A 21,009-nucleotide genomic window follows, 5' to 3' on the forward strand; every position below is an offset into this window, starting at 1 on the left:
GAGAGACGATGGACGCCAAGACAGGTTCGATTTCGGGCGGCGGATGCCCGATGGGTGGTGATGGCGGCGTGCGCGCCCTGCTGGGCCGGACCAACAAGGACTGGTGGCCGGAAATGCTGGCGACCGAAATCCTTACCCCCAACGGCCCCTCCAACCCGATGGGCGAGGACTTCGACTACGCCGAAGCGTTCAACGCGTTGGATTACAATGCCCTGAAGGCCGACCTCACCGCGCTGATGACCGACAGCCAGCCCTGGTGGCCGGCCGACTATGGCCACTACGGCCCGTTCTTCATCCGCATGGCGTGGCACGCCGCCGGCACCTATCGCACGGCTGACGGCCGCGGCGGGGCCAACAGCGGCCAGCAACGTTTCGCCCCGCTCGATTCGTGGCCCGACAACGGCAACCTCGACAAGGCGCGCCGCCTGCTGTGGCCGATCAAGCAGAAGTACGGCAAGCATATCTCCTGGGCCGACCTGTTCATCCTGACCGGCAATGTGGCCATCGAAAGCATGGGCGGCCCGACCTTCGGCTTCGGCGGCGGCCGTGCCGACGTTTACGAGCCCGAGCGTGACATCTACTGGGGTTCTGAAGACAAGTGGGTCAACGAAGGCGTGCAGACCCGCATTGCGCCCGAGCACGGCATGGAAATGCTCGAAGGCCCGCTCGCCGCGATCCAGATGGGCCTGATCTATGTCAACCCCGAAGGCCCGGGCGGCAACCCGCACGATGACGAGGGCATGGCCCGCGACATGAAGGAAACCTTCGCCCGCATGGCAATGGATGCAGAAGAGATCGTAGCTCTCACCGCTGGCGGACACACCTTTGGCAAGGCCCACGGCAATGGCGATGCCAGCCTGCTGGGAGCGGCTCCTGCGGGCGGCGACCTGGCGGCGATGGGCTTCGGCTGGGTTTCCAGCCATGAAAGCGGCGGCATCGGTGAACACACCGTCACCAGCGGCATCGAAGGCGCCTGGACCAACACCCCGGACCAGTGGACCGAGAACTACTTCCGCCTGCTGTTCGACTATGACTACGAACTGGTGAAGAGCCCGGCGGGCGCCAACCAGTGGCAGCCGATCAACCAGAAGGAAGAGGACATGGCCCCGGCGGCCTGGGATCCCAGCATCAAGGTTCCGACCATGATGACCACCGCCGACATGGCCCTGAAGCGCGATCCCGAATTCCGCGCCATCTCCGAACGGTTCCGCGCTGATCACGAGGCGTTCAAGGATGCCTGGGCCCGCGCCTGGTTCAAGCTGACCCACCGCGACATGGGCCCCAAGATCCGCTACCTCGGCCCGGAAGTGCCGGCCGAAGACCTGATCTGGCAGGATCCGGTGCCCGCCGGAACCATGCCGTCGGATGCCGATGTGGCGGCGGTGAAGCAGAAGATCGCGGATAGCGGACTGACTGTAAGCCAGCTGGTCAAGACCGCCTGGGCCTCTGCCAGCACCTATCGCAAGTCGGACCATCGCGGCGGCGCCAATGGCGCGCGGGTTTCCCTGGCTCCGCAGAAGGACTGGGAGGTCAACGAGCCGCAGGTCATCTCCAAGGTGATCGACACGCTCAACGGCCTGCGCGGCAACATGAGCCTGGCCGATGCGATCGTGCTCGGCGGCGTGGTGGCCCTCGAAATGGCGATGAAGGACACCGGCATCAGTGTTCCGGTGCCCTTCACCGGCGGTCGTGGCGATTCGTCCCAGGACCAGACCGATGTCGAAAGCTTCGCCGTGATGGAGCCCGAGGCCGACGCTTTCCGCAACTATGTCGGCAAGAAGAAGCTGGCGGTTAAGACCGAGGAAATGATGCTCGACCGCGCCAGCCTGCTCGGCCTGTCAGTGCCTGAAATGGTCGTGCTGGTGGGCGGTCTGCGCGTGCTGGGTGCCAACCACGGCGAGCGCGGCCATGGCCACTTCACCAAGCGGTCGGGCAAGCTCACCAACGACTTCTTCGTCAACCTCTATGACATGACCAACGTGTGGAAGTCGGTCGAAGGATCGAATGACCAGGAATATGTCGCGACCGACCGCAAGGAAGGCGGCGAAAAGTGGCACGCCACCCGGGCCGACCTGGTGTTCGGTTCCAACTCCGAACTGCGCGCCGTGGGCGAAGTCTATGCCGAAAAGGGCGGCGACGAGAAGTTCGTGAAGGACTTCGTCAAGGCCTGGACCAAGGTGATGAACGCCGACCGGTTCGACCTCTCCTACGCCAAGTATCACTAAGCCCTACAAGGGTCGCAAGGGAAAGGCCTCCGCCAGCAATGGCGGGGGCCTTTTATCGTTCCGGTCAGCGCGGGCGGCGCAGGACGAGGTAGATCGCCCCCTCGCCGCCGTGTTTGCGCTGGGCGGGGCGGACAGCGGCGATGTCGGAGCCGTGTGGTCCGGCGGCCAGCCAGTCGAGGATCTTGGCGCGGATCGCCCCGCGCTTTTCGCCCCGGTCTGCCGCCTCTACCGTGCGCGGCTTGCCGGTGACCACCAGCACCAGCCGCGCACCCATCGCCTTGGCCTGGATCAGCCCGTCATCCAGACGCCGGTGCGCCTGTTCGAGGTTGTGGCCATGCAGGTCGAGGGTGAAATCGGGCTCGGTCGATGTCCTGCCGAGGCGCCGCTCCCAATGCGAATCGAGACCGCCACGATCCTCCCCGGAACGGGGAGGGGGACCGCCCGCAGGGGGGTGGAGGGGCGCTCGAACCGGCGGCACGCGGCCCTTGATCCTCTTTGGCGCCGGAACCGGGGCCACGGCCTCGCTCGCCCCTCCACCAAGCTTCGCTTGGTCCCCCTCCCCGTTCCGGGGAGGATGCAGCGGGGTGACCGTGCTGGCCACCCGGGCCCACAGCGCGGCCTCGTCATGGCTCAGCCCGCGCGGGGGTTTCACCGGCGCACGCCGAGCCGGTCGAGCGTGCCGCGTGGCAGGAACAGTGTGGCCTCGCCCCGCGCGCTCATTCCGCCGGCCACTTCGCGGGCGCGGGCGCCAGCGCCCCAGAATGTGTCGAAGCGGTTGGCGCCCCTGATCGCCCCGCCGGTATCCTGCGCCACCCACAAGCCGCGCGCCTCTTCCCGGTCGGTCGAGAGGAACACCGGCGCGCCATAGGGAACGAACTTGGGATCAACCGCAACCGAGCTTTCCGCCCGCACCGGCACGCCGATGGAGCCCAAAGGCCCGTCACCCTCCAGCACGGTGAAGAACACGAAGCTTTCGTTCTCGCGCATCAGGCTGCGGCCCGCCGCCGGGTTCTCGCGGATGTACTGCATGATCCCCTGCATCGAGCCGGAGTACTGCCCCGGTCCGCTACCCAGCAGGCCCCGCTCGCGCATCAGCCCGCCGATGCCGGTGTAACCATGCCCGTTCTGCCCGGCATAGCCGATGCGGATTACTTCGCCTTCGGGCGTCAACAGGCGTCCCGAGCCCTGGATCTGCAGGAAGAAGAATTCCACCGGGTCTGCCGCCCAGCCGATTTCCAGCCCGCGTCCGGCGAGCGCTCCGTCGGCAATCTCGGCATGGGTGTAATAGTCCACGCAGCGCCCGCGTTCATCGATGCGCCCCAGGGGGGCGCGGCCGGTACGTTCGCTTTGTGCGGTGCCATCGCGCCAGCAGCGCACAAGATCGGGCGGCACAGCATAGACCGGCACCTTATAGCCTGCGCGGCGCGTGCGCGATCCGGCGATCTCGGGTTCGAAGTAACCGGTGGCGAAGGCCTGCCCATCACCCACGCGCACCGCCTCGAAATGGGTCTCGAAGAATGCCGGGGCATTGGTGCGGGGCCATGTGGCAGCGCTGGTGCAGGCATCCTGCCAGTCGGCGGGCCGTGTCAGGCCCGTCTCGTCGGCCCGCCGCAGCAGGACCGGGCAGGACAGCTGGAAAGCATCGAGCGCGCTGGCGCTGTCACGCGGCAGCAGGCCGAAACTGGAAATGGCCGGACCACGGGCCACGCCCAGCAGGGCGGCGTTCTGGGCAACGGGAGTGGGCGGACCGGGGCGCACATCGGGTCCGGCGCTCACGCAGGAGGCGAGCAGCGCCAGGGCAGGCAGCAGCGACCAGCGGCGGGCCGAGACAAAACTGCGCGCAGCCTTCACTTCGCTCACGCGCATCTCCTGCTGCGGAAATTCAGCCTTCGTCGGTCTCGTCGATCAGCCATGCCGGATCGGTGTTGCGCACGTCGCGCATGAACATCCACACGTCGCGGCTTTCGATCGCGTCATCCAGAGACCCGGCCACCACAGTGCCATCCTTGTCACGCGTGACAGCGGCAATGTCGGCCACGAAGCTGACCCCGATCCGCGCCATATGCCCTTCGAGCGAGGCCGAGTGGATGTTGCTTTCCTCGATCCGGATCAGCCGGTTGTCGAGCGTATGGCCCGCTGCCTCGCGCGCGTCGATCGCGCCGACAAAGCCTTCCAGCACATCGGTGTCGCACAGTTCGGCCAGTTCCTCGCGGTCACCGCGCCAGAAGGCTTCGAGCACCATCTGATAGGCCCCGCGCGCGCCTTCGAGGAAGCCGATAAGGTCAAACCGGCGGTCGGCTGCAGCGATCTCGCGCAGGCCCCGTTCGACTGCAGGAGGAAAGCCCGAGATCTGCCGTTCGCTGCGCGGCATGTCGATGACCTGCGCTGCAGGAGCCACGCGCTTCTGATCTTCGTTCCGCTCATAGCCACCAGGCACAATCTCTTCCTCGTGTTCGGCGCGGCGGCCAAGCACGGAATAGAGCCGCAAGCCGAGGAAGGCGGCGATCATGGCAAGGATGATGATCTCAGGTATCACAGGCAGTTCCCGTTAGGCGTTGGAGGCCGCAATCACATGCCATAAAGACCTGGCACGTCGGATTCCGGCCCGCGCATAATGCATTTGTGGCCCAGATAGGTCCGAATTACAAATGGACAACGGCGGATGGGCAACAATTCCGCACGATCCGTCCCTCTCGTGCCACATAAGTGGCATCTGCATTGGTCGCGGCAACGACAGTTTGGCCCAGCCCGGCGTTGCGATGATCCCGTGCCGGTGCTAGGCGCGCCAGCCAGTACACAAGTTCCACCGGCCGGGCCGACTCTCCGTCTCCCGCCAGCGATACGAAAGCACCATCTACCATGGCCGAAGAAGGCGACGTCCTGACCAACCTCGACAATGCAACCCAGCCTAATGGCGCCGATACCCAGCCGGTTGCCGGCATCATCAGCCAGTATGTCAAGGATCTGTCGGTCGAGAACCCCAAGGCGCCTGACAGCTTCCAGTGGAACAGCCAACCGCAGATGGACGTGCAGTTTAATATCGCTGCCCGCAAGATCAGCGAAGAGGTGTCCGAGGTCGAACTGAAGATCACCGCCACCGCCAAGGCCGAACAGGGCACTGCCTATATCGTGGACCTAGCCTTCTGCGGCCTGGTCGGCATGCGCAACATGGGCGAGGACCAGAAGCACATGTTCACCTATGCCGAAGCGCCGCGTATCCTGTTCCCCTTCGCGCGCCGGGTGATTGCCGATGCCGTGCGTGATGCCGGTTTTGCCCCGCTGCTGCTCGATCCGATCGATTTCAACGGGCTCTATGTGCAGCAGCTGGCTGCCAAGCGGCAGCAGGATGCCGCAGCCGGGGTAGAAGCTCCGCCGGCTGGCGAGGCCTGACCACGGCAGGCCCGGCGGCCCTGCTGCAATGAGCCTGCTGAGGAACGTCGGCACGATCGGCGGGCTGACCATGGTCAGTCGCATTTTCGGGTTCGCCCGCGACATGTTGCTGGCCCGCGTGCTGGGTGCAGGCGGGGTAGCCGATGCGTGGCAGCTGGCATTCCAGTTGCCCAACATCTTCCGCCGCCTGTTTGCCGAGGGCGCCTTCGCCAGCGCCTTCGTGCCACTGTTCAACCGCCGCATGACGGCGGATGGCGACCTGTCGGAAGCGCGCCGCTTTGCCGACGAGGTGATGGCGGTCCTGATCCCCATCCTGATCCTGTTCTCGGCCATCGCGCTGGTGGCCATGCCGTGGATCGCAGGATTGTTCGCTAACGAGGGGATCGAGGGCGATCCCGAGCTTTATGATCTGGCCGTGCTGATGGCGCGGATAGCTTTCCCCTATCTTGCCTTCATGAGCTTGGCGACGGTCTTTGCCTCGGTGCTCAATTCGCTGTCGCGCTTTGCAGCGGCGGCGGCCGCGCCGATCCTGCTAAATATCTGCCTGCTGACAGTCCTGACCTGGGGCGCGCTGCAACCCGATTCCATCGAACTGAGGCGCAACGTCGGCATGTGGCTGGGCGTGGCGGTGACCATATCGGGCCTGCTGCAGATGGTCTGGCTTGGCTGGTTCGCCGCCCGTCACGGCTTCAAGCTGCGGTTGCAGCGCCCGCGCATGACACCCGGCGTGAAGGAGCTGTTCATCCTGATCGGCCCTGCCGTGCTGGGTGCCGGCGTGTACCAGATCAGCCGCTTTATCGACCTGTTCTTCCTCGCCACCCTGCCCGACGGTTCCTACACCTTCCTCGCCATGGCCGACCGGCTGAACCAGATGCCGATGGGCATTATCGCCATCGCCCTGGGCACGGCCATCCTGCCAGCGCTCAGCCGCTTCGTGGCGCAGGACCAGCCGGACGAGGCGGCGCGGTTGCAAGGCAACGCAGTGGAACTGGCGATGCTGCTGACCCTGCCCGCAGCGGTCGCGCTGTTCGTCACCGGCAGCGCCTTTACCCGCGCCTTCTATACTGGCGGCGCCTTCACGCTGGACGATGCCATGGCCACCGGCGCGGTGGTATCGGGCCTGGTCATCGGCTTGCCCGCCTATGTGCTCATCAAGGTGCTGATCCCCAGCTTCTTCGCCCGCAAGGACACCCGCACGCCGGTCTATACCGCAGGCGGATCGCTGCTGGTGAACGTGGCGCTCAACTTCATGCTGGTGCCGCGCTTCGGGGTGCAGGGGCTGGCAATCGCGGGCTCGATCGCGGCCTGGTGCAATGTCGGCGCGCTCTACACGATTCTGGCAATGAAGGGGCATTACCGCCTCACCGCGCTGTCGCTCGGCCGGATAGCCCGGATCGTGCTGGCAACAGCTTTCATGGGCGCGGTTTTGTGGTATGCGGCACCCTATGGAAGCGAATTCTATGCAGGTTCCGTGCTCGAGAGGATCGGCTCCGTCGTTGCCCTGGTGGCGACGGGCGGCGTGGTCTATTTCGGCGCGGCCGTGGCGCTGGGCGTGATCGACCGCCGCACGCTTGACCAGTTGCGCCGCCGACCGGCCTGATCCTTCTTCCAACTACCTTCAATCCATCATCAAAACTGACAGGTGACCACCATGCGCGTCGTTTCCGGTATCCAGCCAACAGGGTCGCTCCATCTGGGCAACTACCTGGGCGCGATCCGCAACTGGGTGCGGATGCAGGACGCGATGGCCGAGGATGGTGGCCAGTGCCTCTTCTTCCTGGCCGACCTTCACGCCATTTCGATGCCGCACAACCCGGCAGAACTTCGCGCGGCCACGCTGGAGATGACCGCGGCGCTGGTCGCCTGCGGAATCGATCCGGCGCGCTCTGTCCTGTTCAACCAGGCCCAGGTGCCCGCCCATGCCGAGCTGCAGTGGCTGCTGACCGGCACGGCGCGGATGGGCTGGTTGAACCGGATGACCCAGTTCAAGGACAAGTCGGGCAAGAACCGGGAAGGCGCCAGCGTGGCGCTCTATACCTACCCCGTGCTCCAGGCGGCCGACGTGCTCTTGTACCAGGCCACCCACGTGCCGGTGGGCGAGGACCAGAAGCAGCACCTGGAACTGGCCCGCGACATCGCCCAGAAATTCAACAACGATTTCTGTGAGCCGGACGCGCCGGTCTTCACCCTGCCCGATCCGATCGTTCCGCCCGAAGCGGCGCGGATCATGTCCCTGCGCGATGGCACGGCCAAGATGTCCAAGTCCGATCCCTCCGACATGAGCCGCATCAACCTGGCCGACAATCCCGATACGATGGCAAAAAAGGTCAAGAAGGCCAAGACCGATCCCGAGCCCCTGCCCGGGGAGCTGGCCGGACTGGCCGGACGGCCGGAAGCGCTGAACCTGGTGTCGATCTATGCCGCTATCGAAGGCTCCAGCCCCGAAGCGGTGCTGGCGCGCTTTGCCGGACAGGGCTTCGGCGCGTTCAAGCCGGCCATGGCGGAACTGGTGGTCGAGACGCTGGGCCCCATCCGCCAGCGCTTCGTCGAACTGAAGGAAGACCGGGAATCGCTCGATGCCATCCTCGCCCGCGGAGCACTGCACGCCCGCGATATCGGCGTGCCGACCCTGAAGGCAGCCTATGACGCACTGGGGCTGATTCGCGGCTAACCACCCGGCATTCCGATACACCTTGCTGAATTTGAACGATTTTTACAGGACTTCCATTCAATCGTTGTTCAGCCCACACTGGCTATCGTGGGGACCATGTTGGAACATATGCGTTCAACCCCAAGGGTGGGTCGCATCGAACAGGAAGAATTAGCCATGTCCCTATTCTCAAAATTCAGCCGGGGATGGAAACTGGCGGCGGTACCGATAATGCTCGGTGCCTTGGCCGCCTGCGCCACCCCGTTCCGCGCCGATGTGTCGCGCTTCGAATCGCAATTGCCCGCCCCACAAGGCCAGGCCTTTGCCGTGGTGGCAGATGATCCGGCGCTGGCTGGCGGCCTCGAGTTCTCGCTTTACGCCGACCATGTCGAAGCAGCGATGGCCCGGCTGGGCTATTCGCAGGCATCCAGCCCGGACAATGCCACTTTGCTGGTACGGTTCGACTATGGCGTGGACCAGGGGCGCGAGCGCGTCCGCAGCCGTCCTTCGTCGTTCTATCGCGATCCGTTCTACGATCCGTGGTTCTCCTACCAGCCGGTGATCTATCGTGACCGTCGTGGCAACAGCCGGGTGGCCAATGTGCCCAGCCGCAGCTGGGGCTATGGCTGGCATGATCCGTTCTTCGGCGCCAGCCGGTTCAACCGCGAGGTGGATAGCTACACGATCTATACCAGCGGCATCGAACTGAAGATCGACAACGCACGCACCGGCGAGCGTCTGTTCGAAGGCCAGGCCGAAGCGGTCTCGACTTCCAACCGCCTACAGTACCTGGTGCCCAACCTGGTCGAAGCGATGTTCACCGATTTCCCCGGCAATTCGGGCGAGACGGTACGCATTTCGATCGCGCCGGAAGACCAGCCGGTTCGCCGCGACCAGCGCTGATCCGGCAGGTCCCCTTGCGGGAAGAAGCGGGCGGGCCTTCCATGAATGGAAGGCCCGCCTTTTCTTTGCCCGCGCTTTGCGGCAGGCTGGCGCAAAGCGACAAGGGGAGAGACGGGATGAGGGCGATTCTGGCGACCGCAGGGCTGGTTGCGGCAGTGGCGCTGGCTGGCTGTGGCGAGACACCAAGCGAGGAAGTGACCACGCTGGAACAGACGTGGCCCGGCGTGCCCGAGGAACAGGCAGCCCAGATCCGCGCGGCCGGCAAAGTGATCGATCCCGCCAGTTTCGACATCTTCGCCCCTCTGATACCGCCCCCGCCCTATGACGACGTAACCATGACCACCGACGTGTCCTATGGTAGCGATCCGTTGCACAAACTCGATGTCTATACCCTCAACGACGCCCCCGAAGGCGAGCAGCGCCCGGTGCTGGTCTATGTCCACGGCGGCGGGTTTACCGGTGGATCGAAACAGGGGAACTACTATCCGCAAAGCGCCACGGCCTGGGCGGCGAGGAACGGCATGGTCGGGGTCAACATTGACTACCGCCTTGCCCCCGCTGCGCAGTTCCCCGCCGGGCGCGACGATCTGGCCGCCGCCATCGCCTGGGTGCGTGCCAATATCGCCGAATATGGCGGCAATCCGAACCGGATATTCCTGTGGGGCCATTCAGCCGGCGCCAGCCACGTGGCCGACTATGTCCAGTACACCGAGATGCAGGGGCCCGAAGCAGCCGGGGTCAGGGGCGCACTGCTGCTGTCGCCCGCCTATGCGCTGGAAATGGGCGAGGAAGCCCACGCCTATTACGGCAACGATCCGAGCCGCCAGACGGCAGCTCCCGCCATCGCCCGGCTTGGCACGACGCGCATCCCGGTGATGATCGGCTGGGCCGAATACGATCCAGACATGTTCCACCAGTTCGCCGAAGCAGCCCGCGACACCCTGTGCGCCGAAGGAGCCAGCGGCCAGTGCCCGCGCATGCTGTACCTGCGCGATCACAACCACATGACCGAAGGCGCCAGCATCGGGTCGGCAGACGAAAGCCTGTCGGGCCCGTTCCTGGCATGGATGCGGGGGATATGACGCCACGCATATGACCAGCGCCGTCGCCATGCCTGCCGCAAAACCGGCAATGGGGCTGCGCTGGCCGGTTGTCGCGCTGACGGCCACCGTCTGGTTGAGCAGCGCCCTGTTCGCGCTGTTCATCCTGGCATTCTATCTTGGGGCCTTGCGGCAGGATGACCTGTCGAGCTGGAATGCCTTCCTACCGGGCCTGCATGTCGCAGATGGCTCGACATCGGCAACGGCAGGTATCGGGGTGCATTTCGCGCTCGGCGCATTGCTCCTGCTGCTGGGGCCGATCCAGTTGCTGTCATCGGTCCGCCGCCGCTGGCCGCGTCTGCACCGCGTCACCGGGCGGATCTATGTGACCAGCGCCGTCCTCACCGGCCTCGGCGGACTCCTGTTTATCGCCCTGCGCGGGACTGTCGGAGGGACGATGATGAGCCTGTCCTTCGCGCTCTATGGCGTGCTGATGGTGGCAACAGCGGTCCAGACAGTACGCCACGCCATGGCGCGCGATCTGATGGGCCATCCGGCTGTTCGCGCTGGCCATCGGTTCGTGGCTCTACCGGATGGATTACGGCTTCTGGTTCGCGATTGCCGATGGTGCGGGCCATACCGACCACTTCGACGGGTGGTTCGACCGGGTAATGAACCTGTGGTTCTTCCTGCCCAACCTGCTGGTGGCAGAAGTCTTCATCAGGTCGCGGGGCGGTCTCGTCCTGTCTGCAGGCGGCAGGGTCGCTGCGGGAACCACCTTGCTCGTCGCGACCGGTTTCCTGCTGCTGGCGACCTGGTTCTTCTTCACGCAAGCATGGTGGCCGGCGATCCAGTGGGGGCTGGGGTTGCGGACCTAGGTAAGCCCCGCATGGCCCCCGGTCGAGCCGAAGCCGCCCTCGCCGCGGGCGGTATCGTCAAGCTCGTCCACCTCCGCCCAGCTGGCCAGCGTGACGGGCGAGACGACCAGCTGGGCGATCCGGTCACCGCGCTGGATAGTGAAGTTGTCGTCCGACAGGTTTACCAGGATCACCTTTACCTCGCCGCGATAATCGGCATCGACCGTGCCGGGCGAATTGGCCACGGTAATCCCGTGCTTCAGCGCCAGGCCGGAGCGCGGGCGTACCTGCATCTCGTAGCCCGGCGGCAGGGCGACGGCGAACCCGGTGGACACGGCATGGCGCATGGCAGGGCGCAGGATCAGCTGTTCGGCCGAAACCACATCCATCCCAGCCGCACCCGACGTGGCATATTCGGGCAGCGGCAGGCCGTGCCCATGCGGCAGGCGCTTGATGCGTACCGGCACCTTGATCTGCATGCGGCGGTCAAACAACTCATGTTCGGCCCGGTCGTTGTCAGGCATGGGCCTTCTCCAGGTGCAGGGCGATTTCCTCGACCAGGCGGAAGGCGACGTCGTCCTTGCCCATCTCCTCCCAGTCATCGACCGTGCGTTCGCGGATCACGTGGACCGTGTTGGTCAGGCCGCCCATCACGCTTTCACCCGGCGCGCCCGATACGTCATTCGCCACGATCCAGTCCACGCCTTTGCTCTTGCGCTTCTTGCGGGCGTTTTCGACCACGTTCTCAGTCTCGGCGGCAAAGCCGATGAGCAGGTCGGGCCGTTTGGAACTGGCGGCCACCATGGCGAGGACATCGGGGTTTTCGGTCAGCATCAGGGCGGGTGGAGCGCTTCCGCGCTTCTTGATCTTTTCGGCGTGGAAGTCGCGCGGGCGCCAATCGGCCACGGCGGCGACCATGATCGCGCAATCGGCGGGGAGCGCCTTCTTGACTGCCTTCAGCATGTCCTCGGCGCTTTCCACGTCCACCCGCTCGACGCCTGCCGGCGTGGCGAGGTGGACCGGGCCGGTCACCAGCGTCACCCGCGCCCCTGCCGCGGCAGCCGCACCGGCGATGGCAAAGCCCTGGCGGCCGGATGACCTGTTGGCGAGATAGCGCACCGGATCGATCGCCTCGTGCGTGGGCCCGGCGGTTACGAGAACGTGGCGCCCCTTCAGCGGCTGGTGCTCGCTGGCAGCGAAGACCGGCGGAGCGCCCGGCGGTTCGGCAATGGTCTTGGCCATTGCGGGAACCGGTGCCAGTGTGCTGACGGGACCGCCGACCGGGATGGCCGCTTCCTCGCCTTCGAAAGGCTGCGGGGCGGCTTGGCGGGCGTTGACCTCGTGGTTGATCGCCTCGCGATCGGTCGGCGGAGCGGCGACGGCAGCACCCTTGGTGGCAAGCACCGGGCCAAGCGCGGGATCGGGTTCGGGCAGGTCTGGGCCGACATAATCGGGATCGAAGTCTGCCACTTCTTCGGCGGGCAGTTCGCCCATGTCCTCGTAACCTGCCTCGTCCTCGCGGATGCGGCGAGCGGTGGTGCGCTGGATCAGCGAGCTGAGCAGTCCGCCAAGGCCACCACCTTCAACTTCGGGAACGGGCGCGACAACGGGACCGTAATCCTCTTCCTCGGCCACCTCATCCTCGGCCATGCGACGCAGGTACGCGGCAACATTCTCGTGACCCGCATCGCCCGGTTCGAGGCCAAGGATATCGGCGATCTCGAGCCAGATCATTTCGGGTTCGGGCAGGCGACCGGGGCCATATTCGCCGCAGGCCATCTCGCCTTCATCGGGCAGCATCACCCGCACGCCGCTGTCGGCCAGCCACTGGACGTTCCGCTGGGTCGCCTCGTGCAGCCACATGCGCACATTCATCGCGGGCACGGCCAGCACCGGCTTGTCGGTCGCGAGGATCAGCGTGGTGCTCAAGTCGTCGGCGATGCCGGCGGCCATCTTGGCCATCAGGTCTGCCGTGGCAGGGCAGACGACCACCAGGTCGGCCTGGCGGGAAAGCTGGATATGGCCGATCTCGGCCTCGTCCTTGAGGTCCCACAGGCTGGTGTGGACCTGATTGCCGGACAGGGCGGCCAGCGCCATCGGGGTGACGAACTGCGCGCCGCCATTGGTCAGCACGCAGGTCACATCGGCCCCACCCTTGCGGATGAGGCGCACCAGTTCACACGATTTGTAGGCAGCGATCCCTCCGCCTATCACCAGGAGAACGCTTGGCTTGTCCATTGTCCTGTCGGTCCTTCCGGGCATGTCCTTGCCGGAACTTGGTTAAGATTGGCTTTTTGTGCCTTTTCAGCGCGGCTTATACAAGCGACGCATTGGCATGGCACCGATGCTGCTCACAGCCCGCGCGCCGAATTGACCAGCGATCGCACCGCACGCGGCACGAAGGCGAGGCCGATGAACCAGCACGGCGTAACCATCAGCGCCCAGTAGAAGGTATCGTCTCCCCCGGCGATCATGAACAGCAGGCCATATCCGGCAAACAGCAGCAGGCCGGTCAGGCCCGCATCAGTCTTCCACGCCGCCCAGCCGAGCAGCGGCAGCAGCACCAGCGGCGCGGCCAGCCAGCCCGGCAGCAGGTGGAGCGCGGTGGACAGTTCAACATTCGCCGTCCAACCGCCCAGCCCGCGAAATACCAGCCAGCTGGGGGCAACCGGATCGGCGGGAGAGAGAACCAGGTTCACCTGGCCAAGGTGGACCAGCAGCCCGATGACGAAGGCTAGCGCCAGCACGCCCCATGCCGCAGTCTCGCGCCAGTCGCGCCGCCAGGCGGCCATCGCAGCCAGCAGCAGCACAAATGGCAGGGCATGTTCGCGGATCGCCAGGGCAGCCGCCGCCGCCAGCCAAGCGAGCCCCCACTTCCCGGGCCGATGCAGGCCAAAGGCCAGCGCCAGCAGCAGGCCTGCCCAGACTTCGTGCAGCACGAGGTAATCGAGTTTCAGGCCCGTCCCCGTACCGATCACCAGCAACAACAGTCCGATGGTCCGCCGCTCCTCGCCCCCCGGCTCCTCGCCCAGCCGCAGCCACCATGCGCCCAGCGTCAGCACGGCCAGCACACCCGCCAGCACGGCCATGCCCGCCGTACCCAGCCAGCCGAACAGCACGGCGAGGGTCGGCAGGCGCACCGACAGACCCGGCCTAACCGGAAAGTCGCGCGCCCGCTGTTCCTCCACCGCCACGCGGTAGTAAGCCTCACCCGCGCCCACGCGCCGGGCAATCTCGTCATACAGCGCCAGGTCCTTGTCGCGCGGGGCCATGGTCGTGACACTGCTTTCGGGAGCAGAGACGGGAGTGCGGTCGGTTCGTGGGGTCAAGGCAGCCGCGGCCAGCAGCAACAGGGCGAAGGCGATCACCAGCATGGCGGCGCCGGGCGCGAGCCGCGCGAAGCGGTCCCACCGCGCGACGCGTCCCCTCAGGCCAACCATCCCAGTGCGAACCCTCCCCAGATCGCCGCGCCGCCCAGCAGGGCCGCGACAACATAGCCCGGCCAGCGTCGGTCAGGGCCCCGGCGGCGCTCCCACACCAGTTCGATATCGGGCAGCGGCGGCGGTTCGGGGGCGCCACCCTTGGGCGGGTACATCTCCTCCAGCCGGCGGATCAGCGCGGGCACGCGCAGCAGGGTATCGGTGTCCTGCTTGATCCGGTCGGCAATGGCCGCTTCCGGCCCCAGCTCGTCACGGATCCAGTCGCGCACGAAGGGCGCGGAGACATCCCACATGTTGATCCCGGGATCGAGCTGGGTGGCGATGCCTTCGACCATCACCATGGTCTTTTGCAGCAGCAACAGGTGCGGCTGGGTCTGCATGTCGAAATCGCGGGTGATGGCAAACAGCCCGTCGAGCATGGCCCCCACCGACAGCTCGCTCACTGGCTTGCCGCGCATCGGTTCGCCCACCGCACGCAGGGCCGTGGCGAACTCATCCACCGAATGGTAGCTGGGCACATATTGCGCCTCGAAATGGATCTCGGCCACGCGGCGGTAATTGCCGGTGGTCAGGCCATAGAGGATTTCCGCCAGCCACTGCCGCGCGCGCCGGTCGATCCGGCCCATGATGCCGAAATCGATCGCCACGATGGAGCCGTCGGCGCGCACGAACAGGTTGCCCTGGTGCATGTCGGCATGGAAGAAACCCGCGCTGATCGCCTGGGTAAGGAAGGCAATTACCAGCCGCCGCGCCAGGTCGGGCAGGTCGTGCCCGGCCGCTTTCAGCGCCTCGACATTGCTGATCTTTACCCCGTCGATCCATTCGATCGTCAGCACCCGCCCGCAGGTCCGGTCCCAGTCGATGGCGGGGATGGTGTAGTCCGGGATGCCGCGCATGTGGCCATCCAGCTCGGATGCGGAGGCCGCCTCGCGCCGCAGGTCCAGCTCGCGGTTGGTCCAGCGCTTGAAATTGGCGATGATCAGCCGCGGCCGCAGGCGCGATGCCTCGCCGCCCAGGGCCTCCAGGTGGGCGGCGGCCCATTCATAGGTGGCGATATCGGCGGCGAACTGTTCGCGGATGCCGGGCCGCAGAACCTTGATCGCGACCACGCGGCCATCTGTCGTCACGCCCTTGTGGACCTGCGCGATGCTCGCCGCGCCCACCGGCACCGGGTCTATCGAGGCGAACAGGTCCGAAATCGGCCGCTGGAAGCTCGCCTCGATCTGCGCCTCTATCGCGGCATAGGGCACCGGCGGCAGGCTGTCCTGCAGGCTGAGCAGGTTCCTCGCCGCATCCTCGCCCACAAGGTCGGGCCGGGTGGCAAGCGTCTGGCCCAGCTTGATTGCGGCGGGACCGATGGCGCGAAAGGCGCTCGCATAGTCGGGCTCGCGCGACTTGATCGTGCCCATGCTGAACAGGCCGATCAGCCGCTTGACCGGCAGCGGCGTGTTCGGATCGCGCGCAATGCCGCGCAGGGCACCGTGGCGGGCCAGGATCCGCGCCCACTTGCCGAGCCGGAAGACATGCGTGGAAGGACGGGTCACAGGCGCTAGATCTTCCACCCCGAGTGGATGTTGACCGCGCCGCCAAGGATTGTCTCAACCCGGGTATTGGCGAAGCCGGCCTCGCGGATCATGCGCTCGAACTCGGCAGGCCGCGGGAAGCGCCGGATAGATTCGGCGAGATAGCGATAGCTGTCCTCGTCGTTAGCGATCAGCTTGCCCATCAGCGGCATGAGCCGGTGCGAATAGAGATCGTAGACCTCCTTGAAGCCGGGCCAGTCGGTGCTGGAAAACTCCATGCAGTAGAAGCGCCCGCCGTACTTCAGCACACGGTGTGCCTCCTTTAGCGCCTTGTCGATGTGGGTGACGTTGCGAATGCCGAAAACGATGGTGTAGGCGTCGAAGATCCGGTCCTCGAAAGTCAGCTCCTCAGCATTCTGGCGCGACCAGACAAGCGTATCGATGCCGCGTTTCACCGCCCGTTCGATGCCCACGTCGAGCATCTCCTGGTTGATGTCGGACACGGTTACATCGGCGCCCAGCGCTTCCATGCGGAAGGCAATGTCGCCGGTGCCGCCGGCCATATCGAGGATCGCCTCGCCCGGCTGGGGCTTTACCCGGCGGACGAACTTGTCCTTCCACAGCCGGTGCATGCCGCCCGACATGGCATCGTTCATCACGTCGTACTTGGCGGCAACATTGGAGAAGACCTCGCCCACGCGGGCAGTCTTTTCCTGCGGGGCTATGTCCTCATAGCCGAAGGAAACGGTGTCGTTCATGGCATAGCGCCCTAGCTGGTCGGCTCGCAGCGTTCCAGCGAAAGCGTTGGCCTGATCACCATCACTCGGCCTTTTCCGGCGGGGCGAACATGTTGTCCGCCAGGTGGGCCAGGAAATCCTGCTTGCCGATCCCGACACCCTCGGCCCGCAAAATGGCATATGTCATGGTGGTGTGGAAGTAGAGGTTGGGCAGGATGAACCCGGTCAGGTAGGTCAGCCCGTCGAACTTCATGCCGCCGCCCCTGGGAAACCGGATCTCGATTTCGCGTCCGATCCCGGCATCGATCGCCGCCGCATCGACCGATTGCAGGAAGGCGATAGTCTTGTCGCATCGCTCCTTCAGTTCGGCAAAGCTGGCTTCGGTATCGGGCATCGATGGCGCCTCGATCCCGGCCAGCCGTGCCGCGCCATTCTTGGCAATGTCGGATGCGATCTGGATCTGGCGGGCAAGGGCAAACATGTCGGGCACCAGGCGCGCTTCGACCAGAGTTGCCTCGTCCTTCTGGGCGGCCGCCTTGTCGAGCAGGGCCTTGATGTTGGTCAGCATGGCGACTGCGGCCGGGACGAAGGCCTGGGTGGGGGAAATCGACAAGGGGTATTCCTCTTTGTTGTTGCTCCGTCGCTCTAGGACTGCGCCCCATGCGTGGCAATCTGCTACACATGGACAAGCACAGTGTCGCCGCCTACCTCCCGCTCATGCCGGAACTGCCCGAAGTCGAGACCACTGTGCGCGGGCTGGAGAGGTTCCTGCTCGGCCAGCGCATCTCCCATGTGCAGCTCAATCGCCCGGACATGCGCTTTGCCTTTCCCGCCGGGCTGGTCCAGGCGCTCGTCGGGGCGACCGTCACATCGCTGGGCCGTCGTGCGAAATATGGCCTGATCCATACCGATCGCGACAGCACGCTCATCTTCCACCTCGGGATGAGCGGGACATGGCGGATCGATCCTGTTGCGGCGGACAAGCACGACCATCTTGTGCTGGATGCGGGCGACCACCGCTTCACGCTCAACGATCCGCGCCGCTTCGGCTTTGTCGATCTGGTCGATACGCCGCTTCTTGGCCAGTGGCCCGCCTTTGCCGTGATGGGGCCGGAGCCTTTGGGTGACGATCTTGACACCGCCCATCTCCACCGCGCCTTGGCAGGGCGCAGCCAGGCGATCAAGCTCATGCTGCTCGACCAGAAAGTGGTGGCGGGCCTTGGCAACATATATGTTTGCGAGGCGCTGTTTGCCGCCGGCATCGATCCGCGCAAGGCGGCGGGCAAGGTATCGAAGCCCGCGCTTGCCCGGCTGGTCCCCGCGATCCGCGCCGTGCTGATGCAAAGCATCGCCGACGGCGGATCGACCCTGCGCGACTATATGCAGCCCGACGGTGAACTTGGCTATTTCGCCACCCGCTTTGCCGTCTATGGCCGCGAGGGCGAGGCCTGCCTGCACGATGATGGCGGCGTGATCCGGCGGATTGTGCAAGGCGGACGCAGCACCTGGTTCTGTCCGAAGTGCCAGCGTTAGCTTGACGATTCGCCGAGCCGAGGCTAAGGCGCGCGCTTTCCGGCGGGTAACTGCCGTTTTCGACATTCAGACAAAGATGACATCCGGCACCTCCGGTTGCCCGAGACAAGGACGAACATGGCCAATACGCCGCAAGCCAAGAAGCGCATCCGTCGCAACGAAAACCGGGCCGAGATCAACGGCGCCCGCGTCAGCCGCATCCGCACCTTCGTCAAGAAGGTCGAAGTTGCCTGCGCCGATGGCGACAAGGCCGCCGCTGCCGAAGCCCTGAAGGCTGCCCAGCCCGAAATGGCCCGCGGCGTTGCCAAGGGCGTGCTGCACAAGAACACCGTGGCCCGCAAGATGAGCCGCCTGTCGAAGCGAATCGCTGCCCTCTGAGGCACTGCATGATTCGCTGCCGCTGACCCGTTTCAGCGGAACGAAATCGGAACCAAGACACCAGGGGGCCGGGGGTTTATCCACCGGCCCTTTTCGCATGTCCAGCATAGCTCTGCACCGCATCGCAGCAAGTGTAGGTATTCTCACGATTCGCAGGACTGTCACAAAACTATCGTTTTAATTCAAGCAATTGAACGCAAGCCTGCCGCCTCCCGCCGAGTCAACTCCCTATATTTAGCTTTTTTTACAGCCCGGCACTTGCCCCTTTTGCTCCCGCGTTCATAACGGGGCCATGGCCGGGAGCAACCGCCCCAGCCAACAACAAGTGAGCCATTGGATCGGGACCCGGAATGCTGCCATGCGGCGCTCCGGCAGGGGAGCTTTTGCGTCCCGCTACCTGGCTCGGAGGACGTGGCGGGGCAGGCCGTAGGGACGGGGACATTGAAGCAATGATTCGTGTGGGACCGCATGGCGGCCAGCCAGATTCGGGCAAGCGTGAGACTGTGGGTATTGGGGCGTCGGACAAGATGGAAGAACAAGAAGCGTTGGACCTGGCAGCAGACTGGTCCGACATCAGCCAGGGTCTGAAGAAGGACCTTGGCCACCAGCTCTACACGCAATGGATCCGCCCCATCCAGCTTGGCCTGTTCCACAAGGAAACCGGCACGCTGGAGCTGTTCCTGCCGACCGACTTTTCCGCCAACTGGGTCAACGACCGGTTCCATGACCGGCTGTCGCTGGCCTGGAAGATCGCCCGCAGCGAAGTCCGCCAGGTGTCGATCAAGGTCCATCCGGGCCGCCGCAAGCTGGCCGATATCGACCTGCGCGGCGAGGATGGCTTCGGCCACCGCGCGGCCAACGATGCCGTGCTGGCTATGGAATCGATCGGCGACGATGGCTTCACCTCCAGCGTCGGCCTCGATCCGTCACTGACCTTTGCCGCCTTTGTCACCGGCACCACCAACGTGCTGGCCAAGAACGCGGCCGAACGCATGGCCAAGGCCGAAAAGCCACAGTTCAGCCCGCTCTACCTCAAGGCCGCCACCGGCCAGGGCAAGACCCACCTGCTCCATGCCATCGGCCACGATTACCTGCAGCACCACCCGCGCGCGCGCATCTTCTACTGCAGCGCCGAGCGGTTCATGGTCGAATTCGTCCAGGCGCTGAAGTCGAACGAGATGATGGAGTTCAAGTCGCGCCTGCGCGGGTTCGACCTGCTGCTGGTGGACGATATCCAGTTCATCATCGGCAAGGCCAGCGCCCAGGAGGAGCTGCTCTATACGATTGACGCCCTGCTGGCCGAAGGCAAGCGGCTGGTCTTCGCCGCCGACCGTGCGCCCCAGGCGCTCGACGGGGTGGAGCCGCGCCTGCTTTCCCGCCTGTCGATGGGCCTGGTGGCCGATATCCAGCCCGCCGATATCGAGCTGCGCCGCCAGATCCTCGAGTCGAAGCTCACCCGCTTTGCCCCGCTCGAAGTGCCGGGCGACGTGATCGAGTTCCTCGCCCGCACCGTCAGCCGCAATGTGCGCGAGCTGGTCGGCGGCCTCAACAAGCTGATCGCCTTTGCCCAGCTGACCGGCCAGGTCGTGTCGCTACAACTGGCCGAGGAACAGTTGACCGATATCCTCTCGGCCAACCGCCGCCGCATCACGATTGACGAAATCCAGCGCACCGTCTGCCAGTTCTACCGCATCGACCGCAGCGAGATGAGCTCCAAGCGCCGCGCCCGCGCCGTGGTCCGTCCGCGGCAGGTGGCGATGTACCTCGCCAAGGTGCTGACCCCGCGCTCCTATCCCGAAATCGGCCGCAAGTTCGGCGGGCGTGACCATTCCACCGTGATCCACGCGGTCCGCCTGATCGAGGACCTGCGCAAGCGCGATGCCGACATGGACGGTGACGTGCGGAGCCTGTTGCGCCAGCTCGAAAGCTGATCTTTCCGCAGTAATCCACCATCAGGCTGCCGTGGCCTGCCCGCGCACTTGTGCCGGGCGGGTCCACAGGCTTGTCGGCCATCCATCCACTGCCTTGTCCACAGGAGCAGGGCTGGCGGCAAAGGTGACAGAAGTGACAGGGTGTCACCTTCATTTCGCACCCTTTTTCGACAGAATATCAAGAGCTTGCAGGCAAAGTGTCAAAGTGACACCTGCCCGGGAGAAATGCGCCCTAAGGCCTGCTGTCCACAATTCACAAAGAGCCGTGCGCCCTGCTGCACCCGTCCACAGGTTGTAGGAAAGTGTTCTCCTAGCTTGGCGAGGTGTGCCGCAAGGAAGGAAGGAAGGGGTCTCACACGAAGACACGAAGATGCCGAACTTGCGGCGAAGCCGCTTTAAAGT

The 21,009-nt window shown here is 65.2% G+C and carries 19 protein-coding genes and 1 pseudogene; 11 read left to right on the plus strand and 9 right to left on the minus strand.

The features are described from left to right. The first annotated feature begins 8 nt into the window (after window positions 1–8). Complete coding sequence (gene katG, locus M3P36_RS10285) at window positions 9–2,225, plus strand: catalase/peroxidase HPI (RefSeq protein WP_249703173.1); 2,217 nt, start codon at window positions 9–11, stop codon at window positions 2,223–2,225. Between the two features lie 64 nt (window positions 2,226–2,289). On the opposite strand, the gene M3P36_RS10290 is transcribed toward katG, so the two are convergent. Genes M3P36_RS10290 through M3P36_RS10300 form a run of 3 tightly spaced genes read right to left on the minus strand, consistent with a single transcriptional unit; the run spans window position 2,290 to window position 4,761 of the window. Then, entirely contained in the window at window positions 2,290–2,877 is a 588-nt protein-coding gene (locus M3P36_RS10290) for a Smr/MutS family protein (RefSeq protein ID WP_249703174.1), read from the minus strand. Beyond that, on the minus strand, window positions 2,874–4,091 hold the full coding sequence (mltA, locus tag M3P36_RS10295; RefSeq protein ID WP_502798377.1) for a murein transglycosylase A: 1,218 nt from the start codon (window positions 4,089–4,091) through the stop codon (window positions 2,874–2,876). The genes M3P36_RS10290 and mltA overlap by 4 nt, the downstream gene beginning before the upstream one ends. Before the next feature lie 16 nt (window positions 4,092–4,107). Then, window positions 4,108–4,761 carry a Tim44/TimA family putative adaptor protein gene (locus M3P36_RS10300; RefSeq protein ID WP_249703175.1) on the minus strand — a complete coding sequence of 218 codons (654 nt, stop codon included), beginning with the start codon at window positions 4,759–4,761 and terminating at the stop codon, window positions 4,108–4,110. Between the two features lie 323 nt (window positions 4,762–5,084). Between M3P36_RS10300 and secB the strand changes: the two genes are divergently transcribed. From secB to M3P36_RS10330, 7 genes and pseudogenes are all read left to right on the plus strand, one after another. After that, window positions 5,085–5,615 (plus strand): protein-export chaperone SecB, encoded by a 531-nt coding sequence (gene secB / locus M3P36_RS10305; RefSeq protein ID WP_249703176.1) that lies wholly within the window; start codon window positions 5,085–5,087, stop codon window positions 5,613–5,615. Window positions 5,616–5,643: 28 nt separating this feature from the next. Then, window positions 5,644–7,215, plus strand: coding sequence for a murein biosynthesis integral membrane protein MurJ (gene murJ, locus M3P36_RS10310; protein ID WP_249703177.1), 1,572 nt, complete (start codon window positions 5,644–5,646; stop codon window positions 7,213–7,215). A gap of 51 nt (window positions 7,216–7,266) precedes the next feature. Further along, window positions 7,267–8,286 carry a tryptophan--tRNA ligase gene (trpS, locus tag M3P36_RS10315; RefSeq protein ID WP_249703316.1) on the plus strand — a complete coding sequence of 340 codons (1,020 nt, stop codon included), beginning with the start codon at window positions 7,267–7,269 and terminating at the stop codon, window positions 8,284–8,286. 156 nt (window positions 8,287–8,442) lie between these two features. After that, window positions 8,443–9,168: a DUF4136 domain-containing protein gene (locus M3P36_RS10320; RefSeq protein ID WP_249703178.1), complete on the plus strand. Its 726-nt coding sequence runs from the start codon at window positions 8,443–8,445 to the stop codon at window positions 9,166–9,168. A 116-nt stretch (window positions 9,169–9,284) separates the two neighbouring features. Continuing rightward, complete coding sequence (locus M3P36_RS10325; RefSeq protein ID WP_249703179.1) at window positions 9,285–10,250, plus strand: alpha/beta hydrolase; 966 nt, start codon at window positions 9,285–9,287, stop codon at window positions 10,248–10,250. Window positions 10,251–10,299: 49 nt separating this feature from the next. Further along, window positions 10,300–10,752 (plus strand): annotated as a pseudogene (locus M3P36_RS15335) (DUF2306 domain-containing protein); the annotation flags it as partial. Between the two features lie 49 nt (window positions 10,753–10,801). Further along, entirely contained in the window at window positions 10,802–11,086 is a 285-nt protein-coding gene (locus M3P36_RS10330; protein ID WP_249703180.1) for a hypothetical protein, read from the plus strand. On the opposite strand, the gene dut is transcribed toward M3P36_RS10330, so the two are convergent. From dut to M3P36_RS10360, 6 genes are all read right to left on the minus strand, one after another. Continuing rightward, a complete protein-coding gene (gene dut / locus M3P36_RS10335) occupies window positions 11,083–11,544 on the minus strand; it encodes a dUTP diphosphatase (RefSeq protein WP_249703318.1) in 462 nt (153 codons plus the stop codon). The two genes, M3P36_RS10330 and dut, sit on opposite strands and share 4 nt — an antisense overlap. 37 nt (window positions 11,545–11,581) lie before the next feature. Next, entirely contained in the window at window positions 11,582–13,303 is a 1,722-nt protein-coding gene (locus M3P36_RS10340; protein WP_249703181.1) for a bifunctional phosphopantothenoylcysteine decarboxylase/phosphopantothenate synthase, read from the minus strand. A 113-nt stretch (window positions 13,304–13,416) separates the two neighbouring features. Next, complete coding sequence (locus tag M3P36_RS10345; RefSeq protein ID WP_249703182.1) at window positions 13,417–14,505, minus strand: hypothetical protein; 1,089 nt, start codon at window positions 14,503–14,505, stop codon at window positions 13,417–13,419. Next, window positions 14,493–16,049 carry a 2-polyprenylphenol 6-hydroxylase gene (gene ubiB, locus M3P36_RS10350; protein ID WP_249703183.1) on the minus strand — a complete coding sequence of 519 codons (1,557 nt, stop codon included), beginning with the start codon at window positions 16,047–16,049 and terminating at the stop codon, window positions 14,493–14,495. The genes M3P36_RS10345 and ubiB overlap by 13 nt, the downstream gene beginning before the upstream one ends. A gap of 5 nt (window positions 16,050–16,054) precedes the next feature. After that, the gene (locus M3P36_RS10355; RefSeq protein ID WP_249703184.1) at window positions 16,055–16,786 is read right to left on the minus strand and encodes a class I SAM-dependent methyltransferase; all 732 of its coding nucleotides are present in this window, start codon (window positions 16,784–16,786) and stop codon (window positions 16,055–16,057) included. 61 nt (window positions 16,787–16,847) lie between these two features. Further along, window positions 16,848–17,378: a DUF1993 domain-containing protein gene (locus M3P36_RS10360; RefSeq protein ID WP_249703185.1), complete on the minus strand. Its 531-nt coding sequence runs from the start codon at window positions 17,376–17,378 to the stop codon at window positions 16,848–16,850. Between the two features lie 104 nt (window positions 17,379–17,482). On the opposite strand from M3P36_RS10360, the gene mutM reads away from it, so the two are divergent. The 3 genes from mutM (at window position 17,483) to dnaA (ending at window position 20,607) form a co-directional block, all read left to right on the plus strand. Then, entirely contained in the window at window positions 17,483–18,298 is an 816-nt protein-coding gene (gene mutM, locus M3P36_RS10365; protein ID WP_249703321.1) for a bifunctional DNA-formamidopyrimidine glycosylase/DNA-(apurinic or apyrimidinic site) lyase, read from the plus strand. 117 nt (window positions 18,299–18,415) lie between these two features. Next, window positions 18,416–18,676 (plus strand): 30S ribosomal protein S20, encoded by a 261-nt coding sequence (gene rpsT, locus M3P36_RS10370; RefSeq protein ID WP_249703186.1) that lies wholly within the window; start codon window positions 18,416–18,418, stop codon window positions 18,674–18,676. Between the two features lie 527 nt (window positions 18,677–19,203). Next, a complete protein-coding gene (gene dnaA / locus M3P36_RS10375) occupies window positions 19,204–20,607 on the plus strand; it encodes a chromosomal replication initiator protein DnaA (protein ID WP_249703324.1) in 1,404 nt (467 codons plus the stop codon). The last annotated feature ends 402 nt before the right edge of the window (window positions 20,608–21,009 follow it).

Origin of the sequence: Altererythrobacter sp. KTW20L, assembly GCF_023501975.1 — a bacterium.
Taxonomy (GTDB): domain Bacteria; phylum Pseudomonadota; class Alphaproteobacteria; order Sphingomonadales; family Sphingomonadaceae; genus Alteraurantiacibacter.